This is a genomic window from Leptospiraceae bacterium (assembly GCA_015075105.1).
Taxonomy (GTDB): Bacteria; Spirochaetota; Leptospiria; order Leptospirales; family Leptospiraceae; genus JABWCC01.
The window spans coordinates 396,544-411,924 of the sequence record JABTUZ010000001.1 but is presented as its reverse complement, the minus strand read 5'-3'; the positions used below and the strand labels follow the sequence as shown (position 1 = coordinate 411,924).

Here is a 15,381-nt window from a genome sequence, read left to right as displayed (position 1 = left end):
TTTTTTTTAAACCCTAATGCAAACGAATTTCTTGAATACACTTGCCTCTATTTCATAAAAATAGACAAGAATATTTTTAAACTCTATTAAAAGAACATACACAGGTTATAAAAGAATTTGACCTTGAACGCCTATATTCATTTCTAATATTATTAGTCTTTAATTTTTTTTTAATTCAAAATTTTGTGAGTAAGAAATATCGCCACACCAAATCAAACTCTTAAAAAGCTAAGAAGACCGATGAACATTAAACGAAAATCTGAATTTTTTATTATTTCATCAATATGCCTCCTTTCTTTTCTAACTTGTCATAAAATCCCAACTATCAAGTTAAGAGATTTTCCCTTTCAAAAAAACATTGAGCCGAGCCATACTTTAGAATTCCCGGTGGATTCAGATTGGTTCAATACAAAAGAGCCTTTGACTAAAGACAAGCTACTCGGCAAGGTTGTTTTTCTGAATTTTCTATCCTACACTTGCATAAACTGTGAGCATATTTTACAAGACTTGAAGTCAATAGAAAGAAAATGGTCGAATGAATTAGCCGTAATCACAATCTACTCCGATAGAAATTATTCAAAAGAGAAAAATGAAATAGTACGTCAGGCGATACTCTTAAACGATATTGATCATCCGGTAGTGATAGATAAAGACTTTTCGCTTTGGCAAACTTACAATTTGAATTCATGGCCAACACTCATCATCATCCACCCAAATGGAGAAATTCTCGGACAATTTTCAGGTGAAGATATTTTTCAGAGTTTAGATTCGATTGTTTCAGAGGTCGTAAAAGATTCTGAAAGTTCAGATACACTAAACAGAAATAAAACTCTACCGTTAAAAAAAACAATAGAGCCGGAGAGGCTACTGTATTTCCCAGAAAAGTTAGCCATTGATGCAAAAGAAAAATTGCTTTATGTGTCTGATTCAAAAAACAACAGAATTCTTAAAATACATATCGAATCGGGTGAAATTTTAGAATCCATAGGAAGTGGCTATTCTGGAAATAAAGACGGAGACTATGATAGCTCAGAATTTAACCACCCTCAGGGGATTTTTTTAAAAGACAAGTCTCTATTTGTAGCTGATACAAAAAACCATTCAATAAGAAAAATTCATTTAGAAAAAAAGGTTGTAGAAACTATTGCAGGTAATTTTTCTCGAGCCAGAACGATTCATCTTCCGGGTTTCGGAAAGAACGTAAATTTAAGCTCTCCAAAAGATATTTTAGAATTACAAGGCACTCTCTATATCGCTATGTCCGGACACCACCAGATTTGGAAGATGGATTTAAAAACTTCTGAAATCGATCTTTTTATAGGGTCGGGCAACAACAACCTACTCGACGGAAATTTCAAAGATGCCTCTTTATCTCATCCTTACAGAATGACCTACCACGACAATACTTTGTATTTTACAGATAGAGAAACAAATGCTATTCGCTCGGCAAAGCTAATTCAAGAAAAAGTAGATACACTCGCAGGAAAGGGAATTTTTGAGTCAGGAGATGTTGACGGAATTTTTCCAAAAACAAGACTGCAAAATCCATCGGATCTATTTTATCACGATGGGCTTATCTATTTTTCAGACAGCCAAAACCATAAGATTAAAACTCTAAATCCGATTACAAAAGAAATAAAAACCCTCATTCATTCAAAAAATTTTGACGAAACAGTTCACGCCAATAAAGATAATTCTTTTGAACCTTCAGGAATTTCTCTGTTTCAAAACAAAATATATTTTGCAGACATAAAAAATCACTCAATTAGAATATTGGATCTAAAAACAAAAGAATTGTCTGAACTCAAAATCAAAACCCATTTAAATATTTTCAAAAATAAAAATTCTTTCTACGATAAGTTCCAAACTTATAAACTCAAAGAAATAAAAATTTCTCCAAAGTCCAATTTTCTAAACTTGAATATCCGTTTGTCAAAAGGATTTTCATGGAAATACAATTCACCATTTTATTTTAAAAAAACTTCTCTAAACGAAAATGCAGTAAAATTTTTATCTCCAAAAGAAGAATATTTGCAAAGACCTAAATTCCCTGTTTCATTTCCGATCCAAACTATTTCCGAAAATTCAGAAATACAAATTCATTCAGTTTTGTACTATAACAAACTCAACCAACCGCTTCAAGAGCTATTAAAAAAAGTTCAAATCCAAATTAAAGTTATAGTAGATAGATATGGGGTTGTCAATCCCACAGTTGATTTAGAAATTTAATATTCTGGGAAAAAATAAACTTGTTCTAATCATTTCTTGCAACGTGAAAAGAAATCAACTAAAACAAGTTTTATGAAGTAGGCAATATTTAAGCCAATTGACTTTCTAATATTGAGGCACGAGGAAATAGAATATCAGTTTCCAATCTCATGTGCTCTAATAAATCTGTTTCCATTTCTTCCAATTTTTGGTACAACAATCTGTATGAATTGCAAGCATCCTCTGGTGGGTAGTACCCATTAGTTAATTTTCTAATCCCGGAAAGTAATTCTTTTGTAGACTCGTGCTCAGAGTTCATTACTCGAATAGGGTTATTTACTGATCCGCAATGCGCTGCTTCCATTTTTTCTTGATTTTTTTTGCGACTGTCAACTTCTCCAATCAATGGAAATAAAATATTTTCTTCCTTTACTAAATGGTTGTCTAACTCATCTTTCAATGCAGTGTACAAACGATTGATTTCTATTAACTCTGGATGTCTTTCACCGTGTCTCATGGCTACTTTGTTACTGAAAAATTCAATTTCAGGAAGGGCATCTTTCAAATATTCGTGGTGGGTTTCCAAGATATGAGAAATAAGCTCGGAAGTCTCTAAGTTATCCGCTTCTTTTTTCACGCTTCTGGACTCTATCACACTTTGCATGTCTGAAATTACATCCGCAAGATTCACACCGTTATTTACACACACATCTTTTAGGACTTTATTTCCTCCACAGCAAAAATCAAATCCGTATTTATTCAACACCCCGGATAACGAAGGATAATCTTGAACAATATCCTTTACTTTTTTATTAGCAAGCTCTTCAGCTATCATTTACTTTCTCCTACTTTTCATTTTCTAAACTACCTATAATAAACTCTTCCCGGAAAAATAAAATTAATTCCGAAAATCATTCCATTTACCTTTACCTCTTCAGGGACTGGTCCAAAATTTTGCCCCCGTAGAGAATCGAGACAGGCCCTGTCAACAATTTCTTGTCCTTGACTCGAAACCCTCTTCAAATCTATAACCTGCCCGCTTTCATTCAGCATGAATAAAACTTTTGTCTCACCTGGAATAATTCCTTCTCGAACCACAGTGCCCGCCATATCCCTGTATGCAAAATTCCCTCCACCGGGTGGAGCGAAACTTCCTTCAATTTGCTTTAACATTTTTTTAAAGTATTGATACCCTGCTAATTTTTTTCTGGGCAAAGATAGTGCTCTGGCTCCATCCCATCTAAATAAAAAATCCTGCTCAAATCTATAATTAAACGGAATCTTAGTCGCTTGTGCCGGATTGTAATTGGAATTCGGCATATTCTCAGATTGATTTTTGGCACTTAGTGGATCATTTTTATAAATCCCTACTTCAAACAATTCTTCTTCTTTTTTATTATCCGATTTTTCTTTTTGGTTTTCTTTCAAAGCAATAGAAGGATTAGAACCAAATATAAATTCTCTAAAAGGGCTATTCGTGTGGAATCCCTCTTTTTCAGTAAGCCCTCCTGTCCCTGCCGCATCCTTATCGGATAAGGCTTTTATTTCCTCTTTTTTAGTCTGGTCTGCAAATTCTTGCTCTAATAAAACTTCATAAACTTTTTCTTGTTCTATTTCTTCTTTTGATTTAATTTCTACCACAGAGTCAGAACCGAGTAACTTCCAAAGCATATTTTTTGTAAATAGATGAGCAAAAAAAAAGGACATAAATACAAACACAACACCCGCTGAAAGTGTAAGTCTTTTTTCGTCTTCTGAAAATGTATCTAAATTAAAATAGATATTCGTTTTTCTCATCCATATTCTTCTTTAAGTGAATATACGCTTTTCTGGTAGCGACCCTCCCCGAAGGAGTTCTATTTATTAGACCCTCCCGAACAAGATATGGCTCGTAAGAATCCTCTACTGTCCTCTCTTCCTCTCCAATAATCACCGCAATCGGCTTCACCCCTACAGGCCCGCCATTGTACCTGTCGATCATGGTGTTTAAAATCAGCCGATCTACAGCATCCAACCCAAGCTCGTCTATCCCTAACCTACCCAAAGAATCTCTGCATACGTCTAAACTTATTCTTTTTTCTCCGGCCACTTCGCTAAAATCACGAATTCTTTTTAATAAATGGTTGGCAATTCTTGGAGTTTTTCGGCTTCTTTTTCCAATTTCAAATGACGCACTATCCTCTATCTGAATATTCAGTATATTTGCAGAGCGATTTACGATTTGTTTCATTTCTTCATCTGAATAATAATCTAATCTAAGCTGGATTCCAAACCTATTCTTTAAAGGATCGCTGATCATACCGCTCCTCGTAGTAGCACCTACCAGTGTAAATGGCTTTAGAGGTATTTCTACAGATTGAGCCGATATACCTTCACCGACTACAAGATCTATTTTATAGTCTTCCATTGCCGGGTATAGAATTTCCTCCAATCCCCTATTTAAGCTATGGATCTCGTCTATAAATAAAATATCTTTCTCATTCAAAAGAGTTAGAAATTTTGCAAGGTCTCCTCCTTTTGTGACTACTTGAGCCGAGGTTACCTGTATCGCCGAGTTTAGCTCATTGGAAATAATTCTGGCTAATGTAGTTTTTCCGAGACCCGGTGGTCCTGAAATCAATACGTGGTCTAAGGCTGACTTTCTTTTTTTGGCAGCTTCGATAAAAATCTTTAAATTCGTTAGAGTTTCTCTCTGTCCAATAAATTCAAACAATGACTCCGGGCGCAGACTATTTTCGTCTGCGCTATCGTCTTGTGGATTTACGATTCTATTTTCTTTCAAGAATTCAATTGGGCTTTTCCCCGGGAGTAATTGTGGTTGTAATCACACTTTTTTGTCTAACTACCTTCAACTCAAGCCTTTTTCCGATGGTTGCCGATCGGATAAATTCAATAACATCTTCAGGAGAGCTAACTTCCTTGTCTCCGATTTTTGTAATCACATCCAATATTTGAATTCCTGCTTTATCTGCAGGGGAACCCTGTATGATTTGCTTCACAAGTGCGCCTTTGGTATCCGATAGACCTAATTCTGATTTTTCTTCTTCGTGGATCAAGTCCAATCCTACACCAATCCAAGAACGTTTCACCTTCCCTTTAGTTTTCAAATCGTCTATAATCCTTTTTGCTTCGTTGATTGGTATAGTTAAACCGATCCCTATATTTCCACCACTTTGAGAAAATATCATTCTATTGATTCCTATCACTTCTCCACGAATGTCAAGTAAAGGCCCCCCGCTATTTCCTTGATTGATCGCAGCGTCTGTTTGAATATAATTCATACCACTCGAATCAAGTCCAGATCTCGCAATTGCACTGACTACACCTACTGTAAAGGATTGCTCCAAACCGAGAGGTGCACCGATTGCAATCGCCCAATTCCCTACTCGAACTTTAGAAGAGTCTCCCAAAACTACAGGCTTCAAATCAGAGCTTGGTTTGATCTTCAATAAAGCCAAATCCAACGTCTTATCAGAACCTACAACTTTGGCTTCAAATACTTTTTTATTTTTTAATTTTACATTCAACTTTTCCATTTCTCTGACCACGTGCTCGTTTGTAAGGATATAGCCTTCGTCATTTAAAATAATCCCTGAGCCAAGTCCTGTTTGTTTTTGCTTAAAACTTCTGTCGTTTTGTTGCCTTCCAAAGAAATGTTCAAAAAACGGGTCATTCATAAACGGGTTAGACTTTACGTTTACCGTTCTTTCAGTCGTGATAGTAACCACACTCGGTGAGACCTTATCAAACACTTCTTGAAAAGCATTTTCTAAAGTAATTGCCTGCGCCACTGCGGGTGAAACATCTGAGCTCTTGGCACTCAAAAATAGTGAAGCTGTAGAGCTGGAATGAAAAATTATAGGAGACAAAAATGTCCCAACCAGAATAGATATAGCTACAATCATTAAAATGCGAATTTTTTTTATTTTATTCATATATTTTCCTTATTAATTTCTAATTGACCGAATATTTCATTCGATTTTATTCTTTTTGACAGAATAACCTTACGTCAAGTTCGTTTTAAAGTGGATATAAAAAGTGGAAAGCACTGGTAAATTTATAGTTTTTGAAGGTTTGGACGGTTGCGGAAAAACTACTGTATCTAAAAAAATCTGTGAATACCTTCAGAATAAAAATATTCCTTCTATTTGGTCAAAAGAGCCTACAGATTTTCCTACAGGGAAGAAAATTAGAAACTTTCTAAAAGGTGAGATTGATCTAAGTCCAGAACAAGAAATTCAATCTTTTTTAGACGATAGAGAAGTTTCTGTATCCAAAATTATTTCTCCCAATTTAGAAAAAAATATAAACGTAATCCTTGATAGATACTATTACTCTACCGCAGCCTATCAAAGCTCAAAAGACTATCCTGCAAAGAAAGTCTTAGAGCGTAACCTTGAAAAAAAATTCCCTATTCCGGATCTCGTACTTTTTTTAGATATTTCTCCTGAAGAGTCCCTTAAAAGAATTGAAAAAAGATTGAATCTGGGTGAGAAGAAAGAAAGGTTTGAGACGATACAACAGTTAACAATAATAAGACAATCTTATAAAGAAGTGCTTCCTCCAAGTGTAGTAATTATTGATGCAACAAAATCTTTGGAAGAGGTAGAAAATCTGTGTTTAGAAAAAATTCTATCCTTACTCCAAAGTGCATAGGTAATACCCTCCAAAAAACCTAAGCCTAATCATTGGGCTTTTTGAAATCAATTGAATGTTTTTGTAGTTTTTTAGAATTATAGTATTGATTTCCAAAATAGATCGAAAAGACAAAAGGTCTTGTTTTTGTTTTTCGGTTTTTGCATTTTGCAACTGCATGTCTATTAGCTTCAACCCTTCTTCTGTTTTTTCCATAGGAACGCTGGAAGTGTGAATTATTGTTTTATAGTAACCGCTTTCTAAAGCTGCCTTATAGCGAGAAATAAACTGGTTGTATTCTTTTTTATTTCTAATGATTTCGAGAACTGATTGCTGCTGAAATGCAATGCTTTCATTTCTGCACAACATTTCTGGTAAATATCCGGCAAAAGGAAAAAGCAGAGGTGTCTTATATCCACATAGAGTTTGGATGGTTTCGTTTTCATTTTCTTTTAAGTTTGCAATAAATTTCTTTTGAGAAAAATAGTTATATGAAAAAACAGTAAACTGTAAAAATAAAAATAGAAACAATACGGCTGAATACACAAAATATCGTACATTCTTTTTTCTTCTAAAATACGCCTTAGAAAACCTGTGAATAAAAATCGAAAAAAATACGGATAGAGAAAATACAAAGTAAATCCAAGAATTCCCGACCGCTCCTACTTTCATCCTGCCTAAAAAGGAAATTGAAAATAAAGAAACTAAAAAAAGAATCGGATAAGCATTCTTTTTCTGTTTACAGAACTTCCAAAATAGAGTGTTTCCGAAATTTTGAATTTTTTCCTTTTTGAAACTATTTCCGATAATTGCGACTAAAAATACTAAGATTGCTCCAAGGAATGGAGTAAAAAATTGAAACAATTCGGGTGAATATTTTTTCCAAAGTAAAGGGTGGGAGCTTGGAATAGACAGAAAAAATGTAATAAATTTTTCTCCAGAATGTAGATAGAAAAATAAAAATAAAATTACAGAAATTAGAGAAAACATGGAACCAAATAGAATAAATCTTTTTTTTTCTTTTAGTAAAGCTAAATACAATAAAATAAAAAATGGCAAAAGTATCCCGTTTTGTTTTGTAAAAAATAAAAAGGAAGAAAAAACCGAAGAAACATATAAATACTTTTCATTTTTTTCGGAATATAGAAAAAATAAATACGCCAAAACTAAAAAAAGTAAAAAGAGTGCGTCCACTTTTGCAGTGTAGAGCCAAAAATCAAAAATTTCATTGGCAGACACAAACAGACCGATGGAAATAATTGTGAAAAGTATGGTTTGCCCTGTTTTTATTCGAGCCATTTTTCTTATTAAAAAATACGTTAATAGAAAAATTACAAGTGTAGATAGGATAGAAATCGCCCTGCCCGCAAGAAAACTTTTCCCGAATAGAATGGCAAATGGAATGGATAAATAAAAATACACCGGCCCATAAAGAAGCGGGATATATTCGATAGAGGGAGTAGAATATAGCTGTCCGCCTTCTAAAATTCTAAAGATTTCGTGAATCGAAGTATCTTCAAAATGACCAAAATTCACTTTTAGCCTAAGAATATCATACCCCAAATCAACAAAGGCAAAAATGGAAACGAAAGAAATTAGTATAGAAATAATTAAAGCAAAAGTGTAAAAAAACTTCATATTTCCAAACTAAATTTTTGATATTTACAAACAATAAATTTCCGAATACAGAATATCGTAAAATTCCATTTTTTCCGATAATAAGCGCATGAGCCATAAAACTTTAAAGACTATGTTTTTTATTTCATTTTTACTTTTTTTTGTTACTCTGTGGGAGCATAGTTTTATGGGATACTTAAAAGATTTAGTAGTTTTATTTCACGAAATCTGTCATGCAATTGCCACAGTTTTAACAGGTGGAGTTGTTGAGAGAGTGTCTATTCACAATAACGAGTCTGGAGAAACCATCGCAAATCCGGGGAAACTAAAAGCTGCATTTGTATTTGTAGTTTCTGCCGGTTATATTGGCTCATCTGTCTTGGGAGGATTGATACTCTACAGGGGGTTTTCCGGAAAATACGAAAAACAAACTCTAAGCATTCTCGGAATATTACTTCTATTTGCAACATTTCAATTTTCTAAGTCAGGGAATCTCGCCTATAGCACTGGGATTGTATGGGGAGCAATATTTTTAGTAATCGGTGTAATCAATAGGTCTGCATCTGCGATGATACTTGTTTCTCTCGGTACGCTAATTTCCATGTACAGCGTTTATGATTTATTAGACTTTACCGGAAACATCCATTCTACAGATGCAGGGATTTTTGCTTATTGGCTACTAAAAATCCCAACGTCAAAAGGAAAACCGCCAAGCTCTGTAATTTTACTCAGTTATTTTATTGCAACTATTTGGTCAGTGATTAGTATTTGCATATTGTATCTGACTTTAAAAAAGACTTTCCGAGAAGACACAAGCGAGATTTTACCGGAGCTACCTGTAGATAGGTTTCCGGGAGAGGTCACTCCAGAAATTGCTGAATGGTTTATTTCCAGAGGATTAGACTTGAACGGGAAACCTCTACCCCAAGAATTGATTTCAGAATTTAAAAACGAAGGATAATTATTCATGGGTAAGAGAATTTTAGTAACAGGTGGAGCCGGGTTTTTAGGCTCTCATCTTTGTGAAAAACTTTTAAAAGAAAATAACGAAATATTGTGCTTGGATAACTTGCACACAGGTAGAAAAAAAAATATCTATCATCTAAACGATTATAAAAATTTTGAATTCATACGACACGATATTACTGAAGAAATTCGCCTCGAAATAGACGAGATTTATAATTTAGCTTGCCCTGCATCTCCTATCCACTACCAATCCAACCCAATTAAAACCATAAAAACAAATGTACTCGGCTCACTAAACATGCTCGGTCTTGCAAAAAGAGTCGGAGCAAGAATTTTACAAGCATCCACAAGCGAAATTTACGGAGATCCGAAAGAGCACCCTCAAAAAGAATCCTATTGGGGAAATGTAAATACTATTGGAATTAGAAGTTGCTACGACGAAGGGAAAAGAGTATCCGAAACACTTTTCTTTGATTACCATAGATCCCATAAAGTTGACATACGAGTCATCCGAATCTTCAATACTTACGGCCCAAGGATGCACCCGAACGATGGCAGAGTAGTGAGTAATTTTATAGTTCAAGCTTTAAAAGGGAGTGACATTACAATCTATGGAGACGGCTCTCAGACAAGGTCATTTTGCTATGTAGATGATTTAATCAATGGAATGGTAACCATGATGAACACGGAAAATTTTACGGGTCCTGTCAACCTTGGCAATAATGGCGAGTTTACTGTAAAAGAATTAGCAGAAATTGTATTAAAAGAAACAGGCTCTAAATCAAAAATTATTTCTCAACCACTCCCAAAGGACGACCCAATTAGAAGAAAGCCCGATTTGAGCCTAGCGAAAGAAAAACTAAATTACAAAACTACAGTTTCTTTAATCGAAGGTGTTCGTAAAACTATTGAGTATTTTTCTAAAAATTTAGACTAATCCATGAATAACAGACTAGAGTCTTTGGATATTTTTCGGGGAATGACTGTCGCCGGAATGATTATCGTAAATAACCCGGGCTCTTGGAGTATAATGTATCCAATAGTACGTCATGCGAAATGGGACGGTTGCACTTTTGCAGATTTGATTTTTCCTTTTTTTTTATATATAGTTGGAGTTTCCATTTATCTTGCAATTACTAAATACCAGCTTTCACTTACAACCATACAAATCTACAAAAAAATTCTATTTAGAACTATTATACTATTTTTATTAGGTATAATTCTAAACGGATTTCCAGATTACAATTTTTCTGAAATCAGAATCCCAGGCGTTTTACAAAGGATTGCTGTAGTTTATTTTTTTTCTTCTATATTATTTTTAAATTTTTCCAAAAACTGGTTAGGCATTTTATTTTTTGGGATACTCGTATTTTATACATTTCTATTTTTATGCATCCCTCCGCCGGGGGAAAGTCTTCCGACTATGGACACAGAAAAAAATATTGCTGCCTATATAGACAGACTTTTCTTAAAAGGACACGTCTGGAAATACACAAAGACTTGGGATCCGGAAGGAATACTCAGCACTCTTCCCTCTATTGCCACTTCTATTTCAGGGATTTTGACTGGATATATACTATTTGAAAATAATAGAAGTGAAAAATCTCTAAAAAAAATTTATACACTCTTTGCAATAGGAATTGTATGTATCATACTAGGATTACTTTTAAATTTCATTTTTCCTATAAATAAAAACCTTTGGACAAGCTCATACACTCTTTTCACTTCAGGGATAGCCTGTATATACTTGATGACGTTTATATATTTTTTTGATATTAAAAAAATTCAAAGTATAAGTTTTATTAAATCCTTTTTTTCAATTTTTAGTTTGAATGCACTTTTTTTGTATTTTATTTCAGGGATTTTTGCAAGGATACTCAACCTCATTTCAATTCAGTTGGATAAAAAGGAAATTTCTCTAAAACTATTTCTATACAAAAAAATTTTTGGAGAAATTCCAACCCCTCTCAATTCACTTTTATATTCTGTGTTATTTTTGATTGTTGTTTTCATAGTGGGGTTAATCCTTAAAAAAAGAAATATTAGGATTAGCCCATGATTTGTGATTATATTTAACCCTCTATCAAATTCCCCCAGCGATCAATTTCAAAATCAACCGCATATAGTTTTGGATGTGGTCGCTTCCCATTTCTATATTGGTCGCTTAAACCTAAAGAAATAGTTAGTAATTCTGAAATTATTGAATCCATTGTTTCAGTCGGAACTCCGTAAAATATAAAATTCACCGGACTCAAATCACCCAGTAGATAGAAAACCTTTTCTATCTTTTCTCCATTTTTCTCAAAAGAAATCTGCACCTTCCCACCATGGTCTATTCCTGACTGTGGCTCTATGATTCTATCAAAGTCAATCTCTATCGGAGTCTCTCGAATAGAAGGATTTTTCATAGAAGAAAGTTTGTTTAAAAAATCAGAAAGCTCAGAAAATTCTACTGTCTTAGTCGAGCCGGATGCAAATACAATCCTTGATTTGGTGCCATGCAATATTAAGTCAGAAATAAGCTCTTCTTTTAAAACTGACTTCCCTATTACACCTATAAATAAATCTCGAGATAAAAATATTTCTCTTGGTATTTCGTCTAACGTATTATAAAAAAATTCTCCACTTTCTTTTTTAATATCCACCTCAGCCAAATCTTGATTGGACTCGTGCATCCTTCCACCCTTTAAATACTTGCATAAAAAACGGCCAATGTTTCCCCTTGAGCCAAGTACAATCATCTTCCTTTGAGACAATACCATTCCCTGCCCGTGTAATATTGCTTCAATTGCACTCAACACAGAGTGCGCTACTTCTTTGGATTCTTCCTTGACCTTTTTATCTGAGATAGCGATTGAGTAAGTGGGAAAATTCAAACTTGAGTGTTTTGTTTCGACTTCTTTTAGCCGGTCGTATCCGTTTCGAGTGTGCTCTACACTACCTATTAAGATTTCTTTTATCCAAATGGAAAATTTTTCTTGAGTGTTACTATGTGTTACTTTATAAATTTCAAATACTTCTTTTGTGAATAAGTCCCTACTGATATAGTCATTAAAAAATGGAGCGAGGTAGCCTCCGTCTTCTATGAGCATTACCTTTTTTTCTTCCTTTTCGGACTCTATACAAAACTTCAATAGCAAATGCCCAGAAAGAAGTTTCATCGCATCGAAAAAATTCAACTCCTCTTGTTCCAAGTATTCTTTTAACTCTTTCATCTCACTTGTATCGCTATAGTCTTTAGATAAAACATAATAGTCTTTATTTTTTTCTGAGGTGCGACGACTTAGCCCTGCCATAAAAAAATTCTCTGTAGGAATATCCAATAACACGTCTAAATACGCCGAAGGCACAATCCCTCCATATTTTACAAAGGCAACGTGTATTTTACCAGAATTGAGTCTATGAAATGCTTCAAGTAGTGCCAAAATTTCTGATGTAATATGATGAACTAAAAAAATATTGATTCCGCCAAAATCAAGGTTATGGCCTTTTTTATCTGCTAAAGAGTGCAGCTCAGGCATTCTTTTCAGATAGTTCAGCATACTTTTGGTTTTTTTTGAAAGATTAAAATTGCAATTCAATACCCTGCCGAGTCTCGAAAGATACATTGTTACAAAAATCTTTCCTATATTTACTTTTAGAGTATGTCCTTTTTTAAGAGTTTCGCCTAACGCATTATCCTCAAGCATTAAAAATATTTTCTTTAATATAGGGAGTCCGGTCTCCGGGCTTGACTTTTGAAAAAAATCGGAAAAAGTTTTGTCCCAAGAAAAATCAATTCTTTCTATATCCCCAAGTTGCGTTCTGGAAATTTGCTCAAATAAGTGGCTATAGTCCCTTCTCTCTTCTGAAAAATTTTTCTGACCCTTAGAAGAAGCGACTTGAATACCGTTATTAATCGTCTCTGCAATTCTAGTGCTCCCTGCAAGAAACACCCTTTTCCCTATATCGTTTACAATGATATGAGGAATAGTTTGAATGTCTAAATTTGCCTTGGCGTAATTTTCTACGGTCAGTCGAAAAAAGAAGTCACCTATCACTTGAGGGTTCTCTACTCTTTCTAAGATAAATCTATAGTCTATGCTTTCATTTTCGCTTACATGATGAAATGGAAAAATAAGAGACAAAGATTTAGATACCTTAGGGTCTTCACCAAAAAATTCAGGGTGAATTCTTTTCCCCCAAGACGGTCTTTGAAAAGTACCAAACACAGTTCTAAGGTGGTCTTGAAATTCTTCCTTAAAGGACAAAATATCTTTTAACACACCCGATCTGGCATAAATTGAAATAAAAGAAAAATTCATCTCTACAAGTTCAGGATTTATATTTGGATTGATTTTATAAATTATAGAAACATCTCCCGGAGTATTTTCTACTTGGTTCAAAACCTCATCACCCAAAATCTTAGATAGAACCGATAGCCCTGTAAAAACTCTTAAGTTAGAAAGGTTCAACTCAAAAACTTCCCCGTTTCTAATTAAACTCGGACCAAGAGAAGTTTCGATTTCTTCGTTTTCTTTATTAATCATGTCGAATTACAACTTTTACGGAGGAAGGGTCTCTTGCCACAAGAAAAGCCTTTTTTAATTCACGTGGAGAAAATTTATGGGTGATCATGGTTTTTGAAAGTTTTTTTGCTATATCCGGGTTTTCTTCCAATAGTTTCACGGAAAGGTGAAAGTCACCGCATCTGGAAGATCGTAAACTTTTTCCATAAGAGAGAAATTTTAGCAATGAATTGTCTTTTGGCTCTCCTTGAAAAAGAATCGCTCCCCTCGGTCTTAAAATAGAATTTTCGTCTTCTTTACTCGGTCTTAAAATTTTATCAATTTCATCGGTATTCGATGCAATCGCCAAGTCAAATCTGGGAAGCCTTCCAGAAAATTCGGGAGAATGCAAAACTTTAACCGCCTCTTCAAAAGAAAGTCTATATTCTGTATAGCCTTGAGGTAACGAGTCTATTTTTACGTTTGGAGAAATATAGATTTTAGAGTTTTCCTTTTTCTCATTCTCCCACTTGAACTTTAAATTTTCTATTGAGTATGGCAATATAGATATTTCATCTACCACCATCTCTGTTAGTTTTTTTAAGCCCAGAACTTCCTGACCGTTTGTTGATTTCAGATGGACTTCTCTTTTTGCTAATTGAATTGCAAACTCAAAGCCGGAAGGAGTGCTTGTAGTGTCATAGACTATATCAAATTTTTCTCTAATAACTTCCGGATGAATTTTTCTTAAATCTACAATTTCGTCTGCACCAAGATTTTTGGCTAAGTCAACTAAGTGATCGTGCCTGACTATTGCAGAAATAGAAAAATCAATTTTAGAGCTTTTTCTATAAGCCTGTAGTGCTAATAGCAAAAGCCCACCAAGCCTTCTTGGACCAAGCACAGCTACACTATCCCCACTCCTTGGAGGAGAAGAAGTAACTGCTTGAAGAGCCGCTGCAAACGGCTCGATTAAAACTGCCTCTTCAGAAGAAATTTTAGAAAAGGGGACGATCGCATTTTTTGGAGCGAGTATATATTTTCCAAACCCACCGGGGAGTCTGTCTATTCCTAAAACCATTCTTGTAGGACTATGAGTCGGAATTCCTGCAATACAAAAACTATCTAAGTCTAAGTCTCCTCTTGCTATACCTGTATCGTTTATCTCTACTACAAATTTTTCTTTACCGTCTAAACTTTCAGTTACTACCTCGTGTCCCGTTACTTGAGGAAGCGGGAAAGGTAAAAATCTTCTATCTAAATCTGTAGAGCATACACCACAATATTTTGTTTTTAAAACTTCATAGCCTTTGCCGAGTTGCAAATAGAGTTTACCATTTCTTTTAATTTCCCAACCGGTATCTTTGTCGCCATGAAACTCATACTCGGCTTCTTCAAAGTCATCATCTTTAGTATAATCGAGTGCTTTAAATTGAACGTTCATATCTTTCAATAAGTTAAATCTTAC

At 34.4% G+C, this 15,381-nt stretch carries 12 protein-coding genes; 5 read left to right on the top strand and 7 right to left on the bottom strand.

The genetic code is table 11. From position 1 onward, the window contains the following. Positions 1-240 precede the first annotated feature (240 nt). Positions 241-2,229 (top strand): hypothetical protein, encoded by a 1,989-nt coding sequence (locus HS129_02090; protein MBE7410846.1) that lies wholly within the window; start codon positions 241-243, stop codon positions 2,227-2,229. An 88-nt stretch (positions 2,230-2,317) separates the two neighbouring features. Here HS129_02090 and ric read toward each other — a convergent pair whose 3' ends face one another. From ric to HS129_02070, 4 genes are read right to left on the bottom strand one after another with little or no spacing between them, the layout of a single operon-like run. Beyond that, a complete protein-coding gene (gene ric / locus HS129_02085; protein ID MBE7410845.1) occupies positions 2,318-3,043 on the bottom strand; it encodes an iron-sulfur cluster repair di-iron protein in 726 nt (241 codons plus the stop codon). 29 nt (positions 3,044-3,072) lie between these two features. Beyond that, positions 3,073-4,005, bottom strand: a complete 933-nt coding sequence (locus HS129_02080; protein ID MBE7410844.1) for a TonB-dependent receptor — start codon at positions 4,003-4,005, stop codon at positions 3,073-3,075. After that, complete coding sequence (gene ruvB / locus HS129_02075) at positions 3,980-4,990, bottom strand: Holliday junction branch migration DNA helicase RuvB (GenBank protein MBE7410843.1); 1,011 nt, start codon at positions 4,988-4,990, stop codon at positions 3,980-3,982. Before ruvB ends, HS129_02080 begins: the two co-directional genes overlap by 26 nt. 4 nt (positions 4,991-4,994) lie before the next feature. Next, on the bottom strand, positions 4,995-6,143 hold the full coding sequence (locus HS129_02070; protein ID MBE7410842.1) for a trypsin-like peptidase domain-containing protein: 1,149 nt from the start codon (positions 6,141-6,143) through the stop codon (positions 4,995-4,997). 103 nt (positions 6,144-6,246) lie between these two features. Between HS129_02070 and tmk the strand changes: the two genes are divergently transcribed. Then, entirely contained in the window at positions 6,247-6,864 is a 618-nt protein-coding gene (gene tmk / locus HS129_02065) for a dTMP kinase (GenBank protein ID MBE7410841.1), read from the top strand. Here the strand turns inward: tmk and HS129_02060 are convergent. Beyond that, positions 6,847-8,481 (bottom strand): glycosyltransferase family 39 protein, encoded by a 1,635-nt coding sequence (locus tag HS129_02060; protein ID MBE7410840.1) that lies wholly within the window; start codon positions 8,479-8,481, stop codon positions 6,847-6,849. The genes tmk and HS129_02060 overlap by 18 nt on opposite strands. 88 nt (positions 8,482-8,569) lie before the next feature. Here HS129_02060 and HS129_02055 point away from each other — a divergent pair, with 88 nt between their 5' ends. The 3 genes from HS129_02055 to HS129_02045 are packed head-to-tail and all read left to right on the top strand — an operon-like array spanning position 8,570 to position 11,485. Beyond that, positions 8,570-9,421, top strand: coding sequence for a M50 family metallopeptidase (locus HS129_02055; GenBank protein MBE7410839.1), 852 nt, complete (start codon positions 8,570-8,572; stop codon positions 9,419-9,421). A gap of 6 nt (positions 9,422-9,427) precedes the next feature. After that, a complete protein-coding gene (locus HS129_02050; protein MBE7410838.1) occupies positions 9,428-10,363 on the top strand; it encodes an SDR family oxidoreductase in 936 nt (311 codons plus the stop codon). 3 nt (positions 10,364-10,366) lie between these two features. After that, a complete protein-coding gene (locus tag HS129_02045; GenBank protein MBE7410837.1) occupies positions 10,367-11,485 on the top strand; it encodes a DUF5009 domain-containing protein in 1,119 nt (372 codons plus the stop codon). Positions 11,486-11,498: 13 nt separating this feature from the next. Here the strand turns inward: HS129_02045 and HS129_02040 are convergent, their stop codons facing one another. Both HS129_02040 and HS129_02035 read right to left on the bottom strand, forming a co-directional pair. Then, complete coding sequence (locus HS129_02040) at positions 11,499-13,955, bottom strand: hypothetical protein (protein ID MBE7410836.1); 2,457 nt, start codon at positions 13,953-13,955, stop codon at positions 11,499-11,501. Next, positions 13,948-15,357, bottom strand: coding sequence for an alcohol dehydrogenase catalytic domain-containing protein (locus HS129_02035; GenBank protein MBE7410835.1), 1,410 nt, complete (start codon positions 15,355-15,357; stop codon positions 13,948-13,950). The genes HS129_02040 and HS129_02035 overlap by 8 nt, the downstream gene beginning before the upstream one ends. Between the last annotated feature and the right edge of the window lie 24 nt (positions 15,358-15,381).